Genomic DNA, 19,673 nt, shown 5'->3' with positions numbered 1-19,673 from the left:
TTTATCTAAAGTTGATTTGAAAGGAATGAGAGAGTCTAAAGCTACTTTCGTTTTCGGACAAATGAATGAACCTCCTGGAGCTCGTGCTCGTGTGGCACTTTCAGGATTATCTATTGCTGAGTATTTCCGTGATGGAGCAGGATCAGATCAAGGTAAAGACGTATTATTCTTCGTAGATAATATCTTCCGTTTTACACAAGCAGGTTCTGAGGTATCGGCACTTTTAGGTCGTATGCCATCTGCGGTAGGTTACCAACCAACATTGGCAACTGAGATGGGAGCGATGCAAGAGCGTATTACTTCTACTAATAAAGGATCCATTACATCTGTACAGGCGGTTTACGTACCTGCGGATGACTTAACTGACCCAGCACCAGCAACAACGTTTGCTCACCTTGACGCTACTACAGTATTGTCTCGTAAAATTGCTGAGTTAGGTATTTATCCTGCAGTGGATCCATTGGATTCTACTTCAAGGATATTAGCTCCACATATTATTGGAAATGATCACTACGAATGTGCTCAAAGAGTAAAAGAAATTCTTCAAAAATACAAACAATTGCAAGATATCATCGCAATCCTTGGTATGGAAGAGCTTTCAGAAGATGATAAATTAGCAGTTGCTAGAGCTAGACGTGTACAACGTTTCTTATCTCAACCTTTCCACGTTGCTGAGCAATTTACAGGATTAAAAGGAGTTTTAGTAGACATCAAAGATACTATCAAAGGATTTAATATGATTATTGATGGTGAATTAGATCACTTGCCAGAATCAGCTTTCAACCTTAAAGGAACTATCGAAGAAGCTATCGAGGCTGGAGAGAAAATGTTGGCGGAAGCTTAATATAATTATGAATTATGAGTTATAAATTATGAGTTTACACTCACTTATAACTCATAACTTATGACTCATAACTAAAAAAAATATGATTTTAGAAATAGTATCACCAGAAGCGAAATTATTTTCAGGAGAAGTAACTTCTATTTCTGTTCCAGGAGTAGATGGACGTTTTCAAATGTTGAATAATCACGCACCTATAGTTTCATTGTTGCAAAAAGGAACAGTTAATATTACAACTGCTCATGGTTTTGAATTAAATGAAGAAACAGCTAAGTCATTTACCAAAATAAATGATAACAATTATACTTTAGAAATTGCCTCTGGTACTCTTGAGTTAAAAGATAATAAAGTAATTATTTTAGCAGACTAAAGTAATAAAAGTTAATAAAAAAATGCCTGACGAAAGTCGGGCATTTTTTTTGCGATTGATTTTTTGTTAATGAACTTAAATATAGATAAATAGTGCGTTGGTATATATTTTTTTCTAACTTTACAATAAGATCTTTAATACTAAAAATAACATAAAATTCGACGCAATGAGAAATAAAAATCTTTTAGTCTTACTTTTTTTATTAATTAATTTTATTGGTTACTCACAAGTCTACAGTGATAAAATAGTGGGAAAGAAAAATGCGGCTTTATTAGATAGTATTAAAGTAGTGGAATATCCCTATGTCTTGCCTATATGGGGTGATAAAGCCACAAAGAAAGGTTTTCAATTACCGTATTCGGCTGGTATGTCTGTAAATTACTTTTGGCAGGAATCCGAATTGACAATAAAGAATCTGGAAGTAGGTTTCAATAATGGGCCAATGACCAATTTGGATCAAATTGTACGTTTTAACGAAGCAAAAGCATCTGGTTATGCACTCAATGTTAGACCGGATATTTGGCTGTTTCCTTTCTTGAATGTGTATGCTATTATGGGAAAAACCAAAATGGCAACATCTATTGATGCAGGTATTTGGGTGCCGGATGAAAATAATAATTGGACACAAGTTTTGCCATTTAAAACCAAAGCGGATTTTGAGGGTACGACGTTTGGATTGGGTTTGACCCCTACAATTGGTATTGGTGGAGGTTGGCTTGCACTTGATATGAACGTAGCTTGGACTGATATTCCTGCCCTGGAGAAACCTGCGATGAGTTTTGTTTTTGGGCCGAGATTAGGAAAGACTTTTAAATTTAATAAACCAGAAACCAATATAGCATTTTGGGCAGGGGCATTTAGAGTACATATTAAAAGCGATACAAATGGATCATTGAATTTGGGTGATTTATTTGACACCAGCGGTCTGCAAGCCAAAGTTGATCAGGGTTTGGCAACAGTTGATGAGAAACAGGCCAAAGTAGATACTTGGTGGAATGAATTATCAAATGTTGAGCAGAATTTACCATCTAATAAGGCTAAGTATGCAACAGCGAATAGAGCTCTGGAAGGCGCCGGGAATCTTTTAACGGGTCTCGATGGAGCGTTAAATGACGATCATTCATCTACTGTGCAATATTCGCTTGAAAAATCTCAAACGAACATGTGGAATTTTATTTTGGGGAGCCAATATCAGTTTAACAGACATTTTATGTTGCGTGCCGAATGCGGATTTTTAGGAACTCGTACCCAATTTATGACTAGTTTTCAGTATCGTTTTGGTTTATAGATGTTAGTTGTGTACAATACGATGAAAAGAACTTTAAACATACTCCTGATATTAATTTCAACTTTAAGTTGTTCACAAAACAACTTAGAATCTGACGTTTTTAAAAAAATCATTGATGACCAAATTGGAAAGGGTACCTTTGGAATATTTGTCAATGTGAAAAATCCAAAACTTATTTTGACAAAACAAATTTTAAAGAAGAAAGTGGGCTTGAAGTCCCTGAAAACATACTAAAAGAAATTGAAGCAAACGTTGCAAAAAGCAGTAATGGAATTTGGAATTTAAAATTAATAAACGAATTGAATTACGGCTCTAGTTATATAAATAGAGAAAAATGTTTGACAAAAAAAGACGCCGAAGAAATTTTTATAAAAACAAAGAAAAAGCAAAATATAATTTCTATAAGTGCCCCAATTTTTGACAATAATTACGAAAATTGTGTTGTTTCTGTTAGTTACCTAAAATTTACAAACAGCTCAAGTGGAAGTACATTTTTTCTGAAAAAAGTTTATGGAGTTTGGACAGTTATCGCTGTATACGGAATTTGGATGACTTAAAAAAAGTACTGTACAAACAGCTACTACAACGGATTTGGGTAATTGGCTTAATGGAAAGCTGGTTTTGTATTTGAATGATTTGGCAAATCCGAAGGATGGGCTTAATTAGTCACAAACCCGCTGTAGTACTAGAACTTTATAGAATAAGGTTGATGTTAAAAAAGAAAATAGATGATATAACGAATGAAAAAACCCCTATTCTTACTTGTATTATGTTGTAGTTTTCAAGCCGCTCAATCTCAAGTTTTAATGTCTCTTATTTTTGGGGACAAATTAAACTCTCCTAATATTGAATTTGGTTTAGAAGGTGGTGCTAATTTTTCTACCATTACAAATCAACCCGGTGCTAATAATAGAACTGATTTTAACTTAGGCTTCTATTTCGACTTTAATTTAAATAATCCTTCCTGGATTTTTAATACGGGTGTTATTGTAAAATCTACTCTTGGTGCTGAAGGTTTGCCAGTTTATTCATTAGATAATCCAGAATTAGATGCTGCTTTCGCGGAAGGTTCTGTAGATAGAAAAATTAATTATTTTAATGTGCCTCTAGCTATTAAATATAAATTTAAGAATAATATCTTTGTTAAAGCTGGAACCCAATTGGGATTGTTATCTAAATCTACTGATATTTTTCATCAGGAATATGATGGAGATGATTTGGAATATAAAAATAATATTCGTGACAAAATTCATGTTGTAGATGCTGGTTTGATATTAGGTGTTGGATATCGTTTAAAGGTTGGCAATGGTATGAATCTTGGTTTGCAATATTATTATGGTTTAGTACCACTTTTAAAAGGCGATAATAGTCCGACCCAATACAATCGTTCATTATATGTAACAACTTGTCTGCCTATCGGAAAGGCTAAGGCAGCAAAACGAGCCGCCGAAAAGAAGAAGGCAGAAGAAAAAGAAACTTTGCCTGAAAAATAAGTTGGTTTTGATACCTTTGTCTTCATGTATTTTCCAAAGAATTTAGCCGCCAAACTCGAAAGCCGTATGCAAAATAAAGCATTACGGACTCTTCCTAAACCGAATGATTTAATTGATTTTGCTTCTAATGATTATATTGGTTTTTCTAAATCCGAATTGATTTTTAATGAAACCCATCAGTTTTTATTAGATCATAAAATAAAAAGCAACGGAGCAACTGGATCACGATTAATCTCTGGAAACCATTTTTTATATACCGAAACAGAAAATTATATTGCCCAATTTCATCAATCAGAATCGGCTCTATTGTTTAATTCTGGCTATGATGCTAATGTTGGCTTTTTTAGTTGCGTACCACAACGCAATGATGTTGTTTTATTTGATGAATTATGTCATGCTTCAATACGTGATGGGATTCAAATGGGAAATGCCAAATCATATAAATTTCTACATAATGATTTCGAAGATTTAGAGAGACTTCTTTCGAAACAAGACCAAAACTCAACTATTTATGTAGTAACTGAGTCTGTTTTCTCGATGGATGGAGATTGTCCAAATCTGGAAGAATTAATTGCTGTTTCAGAAAAATATAATAGTTATTTAGTAGTTGATGAAGCGCATGCTTTGGGTGTTTTTGGTGAAAAGGGCGAAGGAGTAATTCAATCTTTAGCATTACAAAATAAAATATTTGCACGAATTATGACTTTTGGCAAGGGCCTGGGTTGTCATGGAGCCGTTGTTTTAGGTTCGAATGAACTAAAATCCTATCTCGTAAATTTTGCTCGTAGTTTTATTTATACAACTGGATTATCACCACATTCTGTTGCCACTATTTTGACAGGATATTATCATTTAGAAAAAGATAAAAGTCTAACTGAGTTGCTTAGGGAGAATATTATTTTCTTCAATCAGGTAAAAAAGATGTTGAATCTGAGTCCGATTTTTATTCGCAGTAAATCGGCAATTCAGAGTGTTATAATTCCGGGTAATGAAAAAGTAAAGAATATTGCCAGTTCGATTCAGCAAAATGGCTTTGACGTGAAAGCGATACTTTCTCCCACAGTTCCCGAAGGCCAGGAACGATTGCGATTTTGTTTGCATAGCTATAATACAAAAGAAGATATAACCAAAATATTGACGTTGTTGAATGAACTTATTTTTAAATAGTATGGAAGAAACAACTTTTCAAAAAATTGCTGCTTTCCAATATTCTTCTGAAGCATCAATTTTTAAAGGTAAACTTGAATCGGAAGGAATTCGGGTATTCGTGCGTGACAATAATACTGTAGATGCAAATCCAATGTATAGCAATGCTATTGGCGGGATTAAACTTTTTGTAAAAAATGAGGATTTTGTTAAGGCAAAAACGGTGCTTTCAGAAATCAGTGCCTATTCATTAAATGAGAATGATGAATTGATTAAATGTCCAAAATGTGGAGCTGAAAAAATCGAAATGGTAACTTCCATAAAAGATTTAAAAACTCTTATTGCATTCATTTTCTCATTACTTTTTGTTTTAATGCCTATTTATTCAAAGCATAGATACAAATGCAACAAGTGTAATTTTGAATTTAATTAGATGAAACTATTTGTAACAGGAATTTCTACCGATGTGGGCAAGACCATTGCCTCGGCCATTATTGTTGAAGCTCTTGAAGCGGACTATTGGAAACCTATTCAGGCGGGCGATTTGAATGATTCCGATAGCCATAAAGTCAAACGTTATATTTCAAATACAAAGTCGCATTTTCATCCTAATGCTTATGCGTTGCAGACTCCGGCGAGTCCCCATCTTGCTGCCGAATTGGACGGAATTACCATCGATTTGAAACAAGTAAAAGAACCTACAACAGAAAACAATTTGGTTATAGAAGGTGCTGGAGGCGTTTTTGTACCTTTGAATCAAACAGATTATGTTGTTGATTTAATTCAACCCGATTATAAAGTGATTGTGGTTTCCAGACATTATCTGGGAAGCATCAATCATACCTTGCTTACTATTGAAGCTTTGCATAATCGTAAAATAGTGATAGGTGGAATTATCTTTTCTGGTGATGAAAATGTTTCGACCGAATCTATTATTTTAAATAAAACTGGCGTACAATGCATCGGAAGAATTGAACAAGAACCGTATTTTGACCAAAATGTAATCAAAGAATACGCTGATAAGTTTAGAGAAAATTTACTTAATTTATAAAGATGCAATTGTTGTTTTCTTTGCGAAACTCTGCGTTTTCTCTGCGTATCTTTGCGGAATAATCTATCTAAAATGACACTAATCGAAAGAGACAGCCAAAATCTTTGGCACCCTTATACACAACATAAAACGGCAGCGCTTCCCATTGCCATAACTAGGGGTGAAGGCGCTTTGCTTTGGGACGAAAATCAAAAAGAATATATAGATGCCATTGCTTCTTGGTGGGTGAATCCGTACGGGCATTCCAATAAATTTATAGCTGATGCGATTTACAACCAATTAACAACTTTAGAGCATGTTTTATTTGGAGGTTTTACTCATGAACCTGCAATTCATGTTGCTGAGAAAGTCTTGGCTATTTTGCCTGATAATCAAAAGAAAGTTTTTTTCTCAGATAACGGATCTACTTCTGTGGAAGTTGCAATCAAAGTTGCTTTACAAAATTTTTATAACAAAGGCGAAAAGAGAACTACAATTATTGCTTTTGAAAATGCTTTTCATGGAGATACTTTTGCAGCTATGGCTGCGAGTGGAATCTCATTTTATACGCAAGCGTTTCAAGGAATGTTCATTGATGTGGTGCGGATTCCGGTTCCTGTAAAAGATTTCGAACAGGCGAGTTTTGATGCGTTGAGAGAAGTCATAAAAAACAATAATTGTGCTGGATTTATATTTGAGCCATTGGTGCAGGGAGCTGCCGGAATGGTAATGTATGAACCAGAAGCTCTTGATAAACTACTTGAAATTTGTCAGGAAAACAATGTCCTCACGATTGCTGATGAAGTAATGACGGGTTTTGGAAAGACAGGTAAAACATTTGCCTGTGATTATCTGAATCAGAAACCCGATATGATGTGTTTGTCTAAAGCTTTGACTGGAGGAACAATTCCAATGGCGATTACAACTTTTACTCAGGATCTTTTCGATTCTTTTTATGATGAAGATATTAATAAAGCATTATTTCACGGACATACTTTTACTGCTAATCCAACTGGTTGTGCGGCTGCTTTGGCTAGTTTGACTTTATTAGAAACTCCAGAAATGCAACAGAATTTAGTAAGGATTAATAAAAGCCATTTGGAATTTCAAAAACGAATTGAGAATCATCCTATGGTTACAACAAGCAGAGTTTTGGGAGTCATTTTTGCATTAGAAATAAAAACAGAAACTTCGGCAAGTTATTATGGTTCTTTGCGTAATAGACTCTATAATTTTTTTATAGAAAATGGAATAATTCTGCGTCCGGTTGGGAATATTGTTTACATTTTACCTCCTTATGTAATCACTGATGATCAATTGCAAAAAGTATATCGAGTGGTCGAAAAAGCATTGGAAATAGTTTAATTTTGCCGAAAATGAATTTCATAGAGTTACACAAGAGCCTGAGAGCGTCGTTGAGTTTGGTTAATTTTAGTTGATAACTTCCTCAATCTCTGATCTTCGTGTAATAAATACTTTAAAAATAAATCAATTGTCAAAAATTATTTCCATAACAGCGCTTTCATCTATTTCTTCATTGGGCAATGATCCAGAAATAATTTGGGAGAACTACAAAAACATCAATCATTGTTTTACTAGCCGTTTTTTAGATCATAAACCAACGCTTGTTGCTCAATTAGATGAGGATTCAAAAGCAAAAGTTGATGAACTAAAACAGTCTGATAATAAATATAAATCCTTAGATAATTCGGTTTTATATGCAATGGTGGCTTCGCGCAAAGCTATTGAAAATGCTGGTTGGAATCAAAATGATGTTTTTGGAATTAATATTGGTTCTTCTCGAGGAGCTACAGATTTATTTGAAAAACATTATCAAGAATATTTAGAAACAGGTAAGGCCCAAACTTTGGCTTCGCCTACAACTACTTTAGGAAATATTTCTTCCTGGATAGCGCATGATTTACAAAGTTCAGGTCCTGAAATTTCGCATTCTATTACTTGTTCGACGGCCTTGCATGCTATGTTAAATGGAGTTGTGTGGCTTCGTTCGGGTATGTCTGATAAGTTTTTGGTGGGAGGTAGCGAAGCTCCTTTGACAGATTTTACAGTTGGACAAATGAGAGCTTTGAAAATTTATTCTAACAGTGAAGAACAATATCCTAATAGAGCTCTTGACTTAGAAAAAACTCAGAACGGAATGATTTTGGGCGAAGGTGCCGCAGTTTGTTGTTTAGAAATTGGTAAAAAAGAAAATGCTTTGGCTTATATTGAAAGTATTGGTTATGCTACTGAGATATTAGAACATAATATATCCATTTCGGCAGAAGCAATTTGTTTTCAAAAATCAATGAAAATGGCTTTAGAAAATACCAATTTGTCTGAAGTTGATGTTATCGTCATGCATGCACCTGGAACAAAAGCAGGTGATTTGACAGAATATAGAGCAATTCAAAAAGTATTTGGATCAGACTTGCCGATGCTTACAACCAATAAATGGAAAATTGGTCATACTTTTGGAGCTTCTGGGATTTTGAGCGTTGAAATGGCTATTTTGATGATGCAACATAATCAGTTTATCGGAGTTCCTTTTGCGGAAGCACAAAAACCTAGAAAACAGATCAAGAAAGTCTTAGTGAATGCTGTTGGTTTTGGTGGAAATGCGGTAAGTGTTTTGTTAAGTCTGTAAAAGATGTTTCGCAGAAAAATGAGAAGCTAAAACCCGATCACTGATCACTACCTTCTAGTTCTTTCACTTTGTCATAAACCAAGTTACTTTCAAAGCCACGACGAAGCATATAATCACAAAATTTTTTACGTTTTTTAAGCACGTTTTTTTCCGTAATAGAATTCCAATTTCTTTCGGCTAAATCTTCAAAAGTGGCTGTATATTCTTCGGGAGTAATTTCCTTTAGTGCTAAATTAATCAAAGTTTGATTGATGTTGCGCATTTTTAATTCATTGGTAATTCTAATTTTTCCCCAATGTTTTATGCGGTGTTTTCCTCTTGCAAAACTACATGCAAATCGCGATTCATTTAGGAAATTTTCCTGAATGAGATGCACTATGATTTCGTCTATCTCAGATGAATTCAATTTCATACTCCATAGTTTGGACACAACCTCTTCGTGACATCGTTCCTGATAGGCACAGAAATGTTCTATTTTTTGAATGGCTTCTTTGATGGAGTATATTTCTTTCATGAGGGACGACCCAATTTTAGTTGTAGATACAAAAGTAATTCTTTTATCAAAAAAAGAATATATAGATGTAAACTTTACAGGAAATCATTTCTCATTTAAAATTTTATTTAAAGTTTTAACTTACAAATAAATAAAATTTTAATCCTTTATCGGTTTTTATTGAACGTCCATATTCTTTTAAAGGAAGATATAATGAAATAACTTAATTTTGATATAGTTACATTATTTTTTGTATCGTTTTGTTTTCTGCTTGAAAGATAATTTTCCGAAAATTATTCAGCGAAAAATTAATTTTTTGGATTCCGAATCATTAAAGTTGAAGAATTTGAATTTTTCCTGTTATTAAGCCACTTTGTTTCTATTTTAAAATTTTAGCGGAATTTACTCATTGTTATCTTGATTCTAGTTAAAAGATTGTTCCAAATTTTACTATAATATTATGAAACCAAGATCATTATTTTTATTTCTAATTTTACTATTGTTGAAAGCAAATGCATTTGGATCAACTATAGTTAGTCCTATGAGAGGAGTTACAAAGTTTAATTTAGTAAAGCCTTTGATTATACCAAGTGCACCAACAAATCTTATCGTAACGGCGCTTACTTCCACTACAATAAATATTTCTTGGTCAGGAACAGCTGATAGTTTTTATATTGATGTTGCAACAACGTCCGCATTTGATGCAGGCACGTATGTCACAGGATATAGCAATACTGACTTAGGGAACGTAAATGCAACAGTAATAACAGGTTTAACTCCTAGTACTTTATATTATTTTAGAATTAGAGCTCATGATGCTACAGGGGATAGTGATTATTCTTTAACACAAAATGCTCTTACTTCATCAATAACATTACCTACAAGTTCAGCTCCTGTTGTATCGGGATATTGGGGTCTTAGTACTTGTTCTGTAACAGTACAATGGATTGGAACTGCTGATTATTTTTATATTGATATCGCTACGACAGCAACGTTCGATGCAGGAACGTTTGTTCCGGGTTATGAAAATGTAAATGTGGGGTATGTTTTTTCTGTATTGATTACAGACTTGAATCCAAATACTAATTATTACTTTAGAGTTAGAGCCTTTAATTCATCGACGGGGATTAGTCCGAATTCTGAGACCTTGCCATTTAAAACATTTTCTCTAGATCCTACAATAGCTTTAGCTGCTGATAATATTCAGTGTAACGCTGCAGGTTTGCATTGGGAATCTACATCTTACCCAACTTATTATCTTGATATTGCTACAGATGTCAGTTTTTTTAATGTTTTACCCAATTATAATAATAGAAAGATTGGCGGTTATGGGAATGTAAATGCTTATGTAAAGAATTTGCCAGGAGGAACATTATATTATAGAGTTAGAGTAGGTGATACTTGTGGTAATTCGTCGGCAAATTCTAATACAATTAGTTTTACAACGCTAGGACCAGATGCGGGTTCAATTTCTCCAGTACAACAGAGTATTTGCCCAGGTCAAACTCCTTTAGATTTAGTTCTGACAGGAAATACTAGTTCAGTTAATCATTGGGAAAAATCTACTGACATAGATTTTAATACATTTGTAAGTATTCCCATAACTAGCACAACTTTGTCTAGTGCTGATATAGGGATTCTTACGCAAGACACCTATTTTAGAGCTGTGACACAGCCGATATCTCCATCTATTTGTGAAGGATATTCTATTCAGGCTTTAATAACAGTTAAAACAGGTGTTACCAAAACATGGAATGGTGTAGCATGGACACCTTCTGGTCCACCGACATTAGAAGATATTATTGTTTTTGATGGAGATGCAAATATAACAGTGCCTATAGAAGCTTGTTCTTGTACAATCAATTCGGGAAATGTAGTAGTAGGAGTTTCTGGTGGAACAAATGCAGATGCTGTTTTAAAGATTGAAAGTGGTTTAGATGTGAAAAGTTCTGGGGCATTAATATTTGAAAATAATTCTAGTTTGGTTCAAGTGAGTGATATAGCTGTAAATTCGGGAAACATTACATATAAGCGTAATACTGCGGCACTTAAGAAATTTGATTATGTATATTGGAGTTCACCTGTAGCGGGTCAGCAATTGGGGACTATGGCTCCTAATACAGATTTGATTTATAGTTGGGAAAGTAGTTGGAATCCTGTTAGTGGAGGTATAGCGATGACTAATGGAAAAGGGTATATCATTCGTGCAACTACAGATATGACTTCGCAAGAAGGTGTCTTTTTGGGAGAGCCAAAAAATGGAATTGTTAAGGTTGCAACTCTTGGAACTGGACAATATAATTTAATAGGGAATCCTTATCCCTCAGCTATAGATGCTGATTTGTTTATAAGAGCTAATCAAGCACTGATTAGCGGAGCTCTGTATTTCTGGACTCATAATACTGCGAGAGCATTAAACGGTACTGGTACTCAATATGTATATTTCTCAGATGATTATGCTAGCTATACTTTGACAGGAGGAACAGGAACGGGTTCTGCTGCTATATCTGGTGGGAGACCTCCTTCTGGCGATATAGCTTCTGGCCAAGCTTTTTTTGTAGCTAGTTCCGGTTTAGGCAATTTCGTATTTAATAATTCGATGCGTATAATTTCTTCGGGGAAAAACAGTCAATTTTTTAAACAATCCCGAACCAAGAAATCTGCAACAGTAGAAAAGAATAGAATTTGGTTGAATTTGACTAATGATGGAGGTGCATTCAAACAATTATTGGTGGGCTATGTAACTGGAGCGACCAATGATTTTGACGGCTTGTACGATGGAGTGAGTATGGATGGAAACAAGTTCATAGATTTTTATAGCATTGGAAATTCGTTTAATTATACCATTCAAGGAAGAACATTACCATTTAGTACTTCTGATGTAGTGCCTTTGGGTTACAAAACCACAATTGAAGGTACTTTTAGTATTGGCATTGATAAGGGCGATGGAGTATTTGTCGATCAACCGGTTTATTTGGAAGACAAGCAGACGAATAGTCTTCATGATTTAAAGAAAGGAGATTATTCTTTTACTACTGTCAAAGGTGAGTTTAAAGATCGTTTTGTACTGAGATATAGCGATGCCAAATTGGGTACCAGCGATACTGAATCTCAAACGAAGGTAAATGAGGTAATTGTATCGGTCAAGAATGGGCGAATCAAAGTGAATTCAGCTGATGAAGCCATTTCTTTGATAAAAGTATTTGATTTGAAAGGAAGTTTAGTCTATGAAAAAGACAAAGTGCACAAGAATGAATTTATCATAGATCATTTAACCTCAAGCGATCAGATTTTGATTGTAATAACACAATTAGAAAATGGAAAAAGAGTAAGTGAGGAAATTGTTTTTTATGACTAGCCGATAAGAGTATTACAATATTTTTTACAATGCAAGTGTATTGATAAACCACAGATTAAATTGAAAATTTTATCTGTGGTTTTATTTTTTTGTTTGAACTCAGATTAAACGAACATACGATATCATTTAAAAATATAAATTGATCTTATTGTTAGTTCGAGCGCCATCGAGAACCTCGTTTCATTTCGACAGCGCTCCATATGACTAAAATAATTAATTCCTATAGGGTATAAAAAAAAATACCATCACATACTACTCCAAAAAAGTATGGTGTAATATAGCTGAATCCTGATGACGGGGTAGATGTGAATTTGTTAAGATGTTTTGATAGTGGTAGTTATCAAAATTCAAATTTACTACTCTATGATGAATTCAAAAAAAATCCTATTTTACTTCTCTGAAACACTAGTTGTCTGATTGTGTAAATGGTTACAAATTTCTTGTAATTATGAAATATTTTACTTAAAAATTTATTATCATCGAAGAAATAAAAATTTATATTTGCGACAAAATATTATTATTTTATTTTTATAAACAAGAATAATCTTATTTTCGTTTCATTCTTTTGAGCCCCATTTCTAATTCTTATTTGCCTTTGGCAGGTATTTAACTTATTGACCTATGTATAAAAAACTACGTATAGTTGTATTTTTTTCCTTTTTAATAATTTCTTCATTGCATGCACAGCAAGGCAGAGTTGATGCAACATTTAATACTTTTGATGACGGTACTGCAGGAGAGGGTTTTGATGGCAATGTAAGGGTTATAATTGAAAATCCTGATGAAACGACTTTTATTGCAGGTGATTTTTTAAATTTTAATGGAGTAGGTGCTACTAGAATTATAAAATTAGATTCGTCTGGGGATAAAGATTCAGGATTTACCTCTGGGGCAGGTTTTGATAATTCGGTAGTAAGTGGGTTTAAGACTTTTGGTGCTGATGGTGCTTTAAATAATACAGATGATAAGCTTATTTATGGTGGTTCATTTTCAAATTATAATGGAGTTTCAAAAAAGTATTTGGCAAGATTAAATTTGGATGGAACATTAGACGCATCTTTCAATAGTGGAAACGTAGGTCCTAATAATGTTGTTCAAGCTTTGGCACAATTGAGTGATGGCAGTATTATTGTTGCAGGTGATGCTATAACCAGATACAATGGGACTATTGTTGTTAATAATGTTTTTAAGATTAGTGCTGATGGAGTTTTGGATACAGCATTTAATTCTAATATTACAGCTGGAACAACTGGAACAATCAGTAAAGTTATCATCCAACAAGATAAGAAAATACTAATATGCGGATCATTTACCAGTTTTAATGGAATTACTACAAGAGGTTTAATTCGTCTTAATGGTAATGGAACGGTTGATACAAGTTTTAATACCAATTTAGGGGCAGGTGCTGATAATAATATTTTAGCGATTGACTTGCAGACAGACGGTAAAATTGTTTTAGGTGGGGCTTTTACATCCTTTAATGGAGTTGCAGTGGGAAGAATTATTCGATTAAACTCTGACGGAACAATTGATGGCACTTTTAATAATGCTAAAGCAGGATTTGCTAATGGAATTGTTCAAGCAATTCGGTTTACTACTGCTGGTATTTATGTAGCTGGATCTTTTACGGGAACATACAATGGAGTTGCAAACGGATTAAACCGTTTGACTTTGTTAAAAGATAATGGTGATTGGGATTCGGGATTTGATAATGTAACAGGACTTCCAAGTACTACATTTTATGCTATAGAAAAAGCTATAGATGGTCAGATATATATTGGAGGTTCCTTCACAATTTATGATGCAACACTTCGTGGACGTTTGGCAAAAGTGAGTAATGCTGGAAGTTTAGATATAAATTTTATGTCTGCTGGAGGTGTGGGTGCTAATGGCAATGTTTTAAAAGTGATACCATTGAGTTCAAAAAAAGTCATGATTTTTGGTTCTTTTACTAGTTTTAATGGATCTCCGGTAAATAGGATTGCTCGTTTAAATGAGGACGGTTCGTTAGATAAATCATTCAATAGTGCTGCTATTGTTGCTACTGCTGGTGCTAGTAGTACTATTAGAGCAGCTGTACAATTAGCAGATGGTAGTTTTATTATTGGAGGAGATTTTACAAAATACAATAATACTACAAGAAATCGGATCCTAAAAATAAAGGCAGATGGTACACTCGATTCTAGTTTTGTTCCTGTTACTATTGGTAATGGAGGTGTTTATGCTCTTAGTGTTGATAATGTGTCTGGGAAAATATTAGTAGGAGGAAGTTTTACATCTGTAGGAGGAGTTCCTAAAAATAGACTAGTAAGACTTAATAGTGATGGTAGTCTTGATACAGCATTTACTGCAGATGTTAATGGTTCTGTTCTAGCAATTTCTCCTGAGAGTACAGGAGGTAAGATTGTTATTGGTGGAAATTTTACTATTTATAATGGTACATCAGTTACCTATCTTGTTAGGATTCAAAGTGATGGTTCATTAGATAGTACTTACAATAATACAACTGGTCCTAATGGTGTTGTTTATGAATTTGGAAGGCAATCTGGCGATAAATTACTAGTTGGTGGAAGCTTTACAACCTTTGGAGGTAAGTCTAAAGGAAGATTTCTTCGTTTAGATAATAATGGTGCAATCGATTTGGCTTTTTATTCAGGAATTGCTTTTAATAGTGGGGATGTTCGAACTATTTCTGTTCAGCCAGATGATCGAATTATTTTGGGAGGACAATTTAATGGTACTTTCTCCGGAACTGATGCTATTGCTTATCCAGTAAGCCGAATTGTTCGATTGAATAGTGATGGAAGTTATAATACTAGTTTTAAAGCGACTTTGAACAATATTTGTTATACTTCGGCCATTGATTCTGAAGGGAGAATTATGATAGGAGGGAATTTTAACTCTGTCAGTGGAGTCGCCAAATACAGAGTTGCTCGTCTTTTAGCTTGCATAAATAATACTGCATATATTGCAAATGATTGGACTAGAGGTGTGCCTAATAAAAGTCATGAAGTGTCTATCGATGATAATTTGACTTTGAATAGTGATACAAATTTTTGTAATTGTTCAGTAGCTACAGGAAAAAAATTAACAGTTGATACCGGAATAAAACTTACACTTGAATTAGATGTTTTTGGAAATACAACTACTAGAAATGGAATAATAGAATTTAACAACGCCGCTTCTTTATTACAAACTGATAGTCATGCTGTAAATACAGGAACTGTTATTTACAAGCGTAACACAGATGAGCTTAAAAAATACGATTACGTATATTGGGGTTCTCCGGTTGTCAATCAGCAAGTAACGACCTTGGCTCCTAATACTGATTTGTATTACAGCTGGACAGGCAGTAATTGGGGTGCTGAATCGGGAACAATGACTCCTGGAAAAGGATATATAATTCGGGTGAATAGTCCTTTGATCTCACAATTAGCAACCTTTACGGGAAAACCAAATAATGGAGACATATCCTATACAACTCCTGTAGGAACTTATAGTTTGGTAAGTAATCCATATCCATCAGCTATAAATGCTGATGAGTTTATAAAAGCCAATTTTACTGTAACATCATCATCAGGGGGAGCGACTTTATATTTTTGGACACACAATATTGCTAGATATCAAAATGGCAATCAATTGGTGTATTCTTCAAATGATTATGCGAGTTATAATTTAACGGGAGGAGTTGGAACACAATCTAAGAAAGCAAGAGATAAGGAAAATCAAAATGATGTTGGTGAATCGTCTACTGGACAAATAGGAGCAGGACAAGCTTTTTTTGTTGCCAGAAATTTAGATGGAAAATTTGTATTTAATAATCTAATGCGCAGTACTGGCTCTATGGAAAACAAACAGTTTTTTAGACAGTCAAAAACAAAGAAATCAACAACAAACAAAAAGAGCAGAGTTTGGTTGAATTTAACTAATGCCGGAGGTGCTTTCAAACAATTATTAGTAGGCTATATAACAGATGCGACTAATGAATATGATAATCTGTACGATGGAGTAAGCTATAACGGAAATTCTTTTGTAGATTTTTATAGTATAAATGAAGCTAAGAATTTGACTATTCAAGGTCGTAAATTACCTTTTAATACTGCCGATGAAGTGCCATTGGGTTACAAGACTACCATTGCTGGAACTTTCCAAATTGGTATTGATGATGTTGATGGAGATTTAATTGATCAACCCATTTATTTAGAAGATAAACTAACGAATAAAACTCATAATTTAAAAAGTGGTGATTATTCGTTTACCACTGAAATTGGAACATTCAAAGATCGTTTTGTGTTACGTTATACCGATACTTCTAAATTAGGAACAGGTGATTTTGAAATCAAAGAAAAAGAAGTTATAGTTTCGGTAAAAGACCGTCAAATAAAAATCAATTCTTTTGCTGAAACGATAGCGTCAGTAAAAATATATGATTTGAAAGGAAGCTTGATTTATGAAAATGACAAAGTCAATAAAAATGAATTCATCATTAACCATCTAAAGTCAAGTAATCAGTTTTTAATTGTAATGGCACAATTGGAAAATGGAAAATGGATTAGTGAAGAGATTATTTTTCATGATTAATTGATTTCTAGCTTTGAATAAAAAAAAAATCATCCCATTCTGAATTAACAGAATGGGGTTTTTTATATAAAATACTTATGAAATTGAAATTAGGTATCTGCTTGACCCTTAAAACTTTATTTTGTCGGTATAATATTTAATTCTATATTTGTCCAGAATTTCCAAATGAAAATACCAAACTGATTGATTCAGCATCATTTGAAAAAAAAAACAAATTTTATTCTAGAGCCCCCATAGAATATATCCTTATACCGATTATCATTAGATTTAATGTTAACTTGGTTTCGTATAATAATGGGTTCTAAATAATTCACTTTAGAAACACTATTATATGATTAAAAAATTACTTTTACTTTTTCGTGGAGTTAGTTTAGCAATTTTAGGTCTGTATTTTTTATTATATACTCCTAAAGTATTTGGCCAAGCAGCTGATGTTACAAAAATCCATACCGACTACAACGGGTATTGGACAACAGGTTTTGGAACCCGTCCTGATTTAGAAAATAACTTAATCGGTTTTGATTGGAAAGGTAAAACCTATTCTACTGGTGTCGATGATGCTACTTTGAATAGTAAAGTTTCAAATGTTAGTGTTCAAAAATTTAGAGCATTAAAAATACAATCATTAAATTATACGGGCTCTACTTATTTTTTACAAGGATCTATGATGGATGGTTCTGCATCTGGGAGAGCTTTGACTCCAGCTTTTATTGGTGGGCCCAATTTGAAAGCCGAACTTGCTTCCCGATTGACTGATGGGAAAAATGGATTGTCATTGGGTACTGGTATTGCTAACATTGATAAAGGTGATGTTTATTTTAAAATAGGAACAGATAATCTGGTTCTAGGAGGTTTAAATGATGGTATTCCAGACTTAATAGTGACTCAAGTAGCGCAGCCTGGTGGGGCAGATACTTTCAAATTTGTCGATGCCTCCGGAGCTACAGTAGGGAATGGTATTGTTGTTGATTTTAGTTCTGTGACAAAGGTTGGAAGTTATAGTTTAGATCTTTTTAATGCTAATAATGGGGCTATTGCTGGATCATTTGTTCCTGGAGAATTAAGAGATATCCGTATTTTGGGTTATGATATTAGTGCTTTTGGTATTGACGGGTCCAATGCAGCAAAAGTAGACCGATTTGTTGTTTCTTTTTCAGGAAGTTCTGATTGTGCTTTTATCGCTTTTAATGCAAAAACTTTAAAGAAATCAGAATTAAGTTTAGTTAAGAAAGGTAAATTAATGGGTTGCGGTTTAGCTGGAGATAAAATTAATTACACTTTTGATGTAACAAATTCAGGAGAGGTTCCTATTAAGAATATTGTAGTTGCAGATCCACTTCCTGGAATCATAATCTCAGGAACACAAGGTTATACATTAAATCCAGGTGAAACTAAACAATTGACAGGGATATATACTATTACGGCTGCCGATGTTGCTGCTGGAATGGTTACAAATTCTGCTAAAGTAACTGGTTTGGATATTTCGGATGCTGTAGTTGAAGATATTTCTGGACAAACTGATGCTGATGATAATGCTACAATTATTTCTTTGATTACTGCGCCAACAGCAATTACAGGAGCGACAACTATTTGTAAAGGAGATTCAACTACGCTTACTGCTAGTGGAGGATCTGTAGTAAGTGGTGCTATTATTGAATGGTACACTGGTTCATGTGGCGGAACTCTTGTAGGTACTGGAAACAGTATAACAGTAAATCCCAACGTAGATACGACCTATTTTGTTAAATATCAAAGTTCATGTAATACCAATTGTGCTTCACAAAAAGTTACTGTCAATCCGGTGCTAACACCTAGTGTAAGTATATCAGCAAATCCAGCAGGAGCTATTTGTGCGGGAACAAATGTAACATTTACAGCTTCACCTACAAATGGAGGTACAAGTCCAAAATACCAATGGAAAAGTGGAGGTAGCAACATTTCGGGTGCTACAGCTTCAACTTATAGCTCATCAACTTTAACTAATGGAGAGGTGATTAGTGTAGTATTGACATCGAATGCTAGTTGTTTAACGGCTACTACAGCTACATCAAATGTTCTTACAATGGTGGTTAATGCATTGCCTGCAGCTCCATTAGTTGGCGCTATAACTAAGCCTGATTGTGTTACACCGAAAGGAAGTGTGGTTTTGAATGGATTGCCAACTTCTGGAATAGTATATCAAACTGGCACATCATCAAATAGCTATACAATTAGCAATACAACAAAAACAATGACCATTGCAGGTCTGGCAGTTGGTACTTATAATTTTTCAGTATCAAATGGTTCTTGTACTTCCTCATCATCATCAACTGTTACAATCAACCCCGTTGTAACCAAAAAATGGACTGGTGGGAACTGGTTACCTGCCGGAGCGCCAACATCTAGTGATATTGTAATTTTTGAAGATCATGCTACCATAACTGCAC

At 34.1% G+C, this 19,673-nt stretch carries 14 protein-coding genes; 13 read left to right on the top strand and 1 reads right to left on the bottom strand.

The genetic code is table 11. The annotated features are described in order from the left end of the window. The 10 genes from atpD to VLC96_RS12990 all read left to right on the top strand — a co-directional run. Window positions 1-844 (top strand): F0F1 ATP synthase subunit beta (gene atpD / locus VLC96_RS13035; RefSeq protein WP_325263561.1); only part of this gene is annotated, 844 nt, incomplete at its 5' end. Between the two features lie 82 nt (window positions 845-926). Further along, window positions 927-1,211: a F0F1 ATP synthase subunit delta/epsilon gene (locus VLC96_RS13030; RefSeq protein WP_325263559.1), complete on the top strand. Its 285-nt coding sequence runs from the start codon at window positions 927-929 to the stop codon at window positions 1,209-1,211. A 166-nt stretch (window positions 1,212-1,377) separates the two neighbouring features. Continuing rightward, entirely contained in the window at window positions 1,378-2,499 is a 1,122-nt protein-coding gene (locus VLC96_RS13025) for a hypothetical protein (protein ID WP_325263557.1), read from the top strand. A 338-nt stretch (window positions 2,500-2,837) separates the two neighbouring features. Beyond that, window positions 2,838-3,056 (top strand): hypothetical protein, encoded by a 219-nt coding sequence (locus VLC96_RS13020; protein WP_325263555.1) that lies wholly within the window; start codon window positions 2,838-2,840, stop codon window positions 3,054-3,056. Between the two features lie 183 nt (window positions 3,057-3,239). Beyond that, window positions 3,240-3,992, top strand: coding sequence for a porin family protein (locus VLC96_RS13015; RefSeq protein ID WP_325263553.1), 753 nt, complete (start codon window positions 3,240-3,242; stop codon window positions 3,990-3,992). A 24-nt stretch (window positions 3,993-4,016) separates the two neighbouring features. Next, a complete protein-coding gene (locus VLC96_RS13010) occupies window positions 4,017-5,159 on the top strand; it encodes an aminotransferase class I/II-fold pyridoxal phosphate-dependent enzyme (RefSeq protein WP_325263551.1) in 1,143 nt (380 codons plus the stop codon). After that, entirely contained in the window at window positions 5,140-5,571 is a 432-nt protein-coding gene (locus VLC96_RS13005; RefSeq protein ID WP_325263550.1) for a putative signal transducing protein, read from the top strand. Before VLC96_RS13010 ends, VLC96_RS13005 begins: the two co-directional genes overlap by 20 nt. Then, window positions 5,572-6,189 carry a dethiobiotin synthase gene (gene bioD, locus VLC96_RS13000; protein WP_325263548.1) on the top strand — a complete coding sequence of 206 codons (618 nt, stop codon included), beginning with the start codon at window positions 5,572-5,574 and terminating at the stop codon, window positions 6,187-6,189. A 72-nt stretch (window positions 6,190-6,261) separates the two neighbouring features. Further along, window positions 6,262-7,533 carry an adenosylmethionine--8-amino-7-oxononanoate transaminase gene (bioA, locus tag VLC96_RS12995; RefSeq protein WP_325263546.1) on the top strand — a complete coding sequence of 424 codons (1,272 nt, stop codon included), beginning with the start codon at window positions 6,262-6,264 and terminating at the stop codon, window positions 7,531-7,533. 127 nt (window positions 7,534-7,660) lie between these two features. Further along, complete coding sequence (locus tag VLC96_RS12990; RefSeq protein WP_325263545.1) at window positions 7,661-8,815, top strand: beta-ketoacyl synthase N-terminal-like domain-containing protein; 1,155 nt, start codon at window positions 7,661-7,663, stop codon at window positions 8,813-8,815. Window positions 8,816-8,852: 37 nt separating this feature from the next. Here the strand turns inward: VLC96_RS12990 and VLC96_RS12985 are convergent, their stop codons facing one another. Then, window positions 8,853-9,329 carry a regulatory protein RecX gene (locus tag VLC96_RS12985; protein WP_325263544.1) on the bottom strand — a complete coding sequence of 159 codons (477 nt, stop codon included), beginning with the start codon at window positions 9,327-9,329 and terminating at the stop codon, window positions 8,853-8,855. Between the two features lie 439 nt (window positions 9,330-9,768). On the opposite strand from VLC96_RS12985, the gene VLC96_RS12980 reads away from it, so the two are divergent. The 3 genes from VLC96_RS12980 to VLC96_RS12970 all read left to right on the top strand — a co-directional run. Next, on the top strand, window positions 9,769-12,666 hold the full coding sequence (locus VLC96_RS12980) for a DUF8693 domain-containing protein (protein WP_325263542.1): 2,898 nt from the start codon (window positions 9,769-9,771) through the stop codon (window positions 12,664-12,666). 621 nt (window positions 12,667-13,287) lie between these two features. Further along, complete coding sequence (locus VLC96_RS12975; protein ID WP_325263540.1) at window positions 13,288-17,247, top strand: DUF8693 domain-containing protein; 3,960 nt, start codon at window positions 13,288-13,290, stop codon at window positions 17,245-17,247. Between the two features lie 331 nt (window positions 17,248-17,578). Next, window positions 17,579-19,673 (top strand): DUF7507 domain-containing protein (locus tag VLC96_RS12970; RefSeq protein ID WP_422653665.1); only part of this gene is annotated, 2,095 nt, incomplete at its 3' end.

Source organism: Flavobacterium sp. (assembly GCF_035456085.1).
Lineage (GTDB): Bacteria > Bacteroidota > Bacteroidia > Flavobacteriales > Flavobacteriaceae > Flavobacterium.
This window is presented reverse-complemented; position numbering and strand designations above follow the sequence as displayed.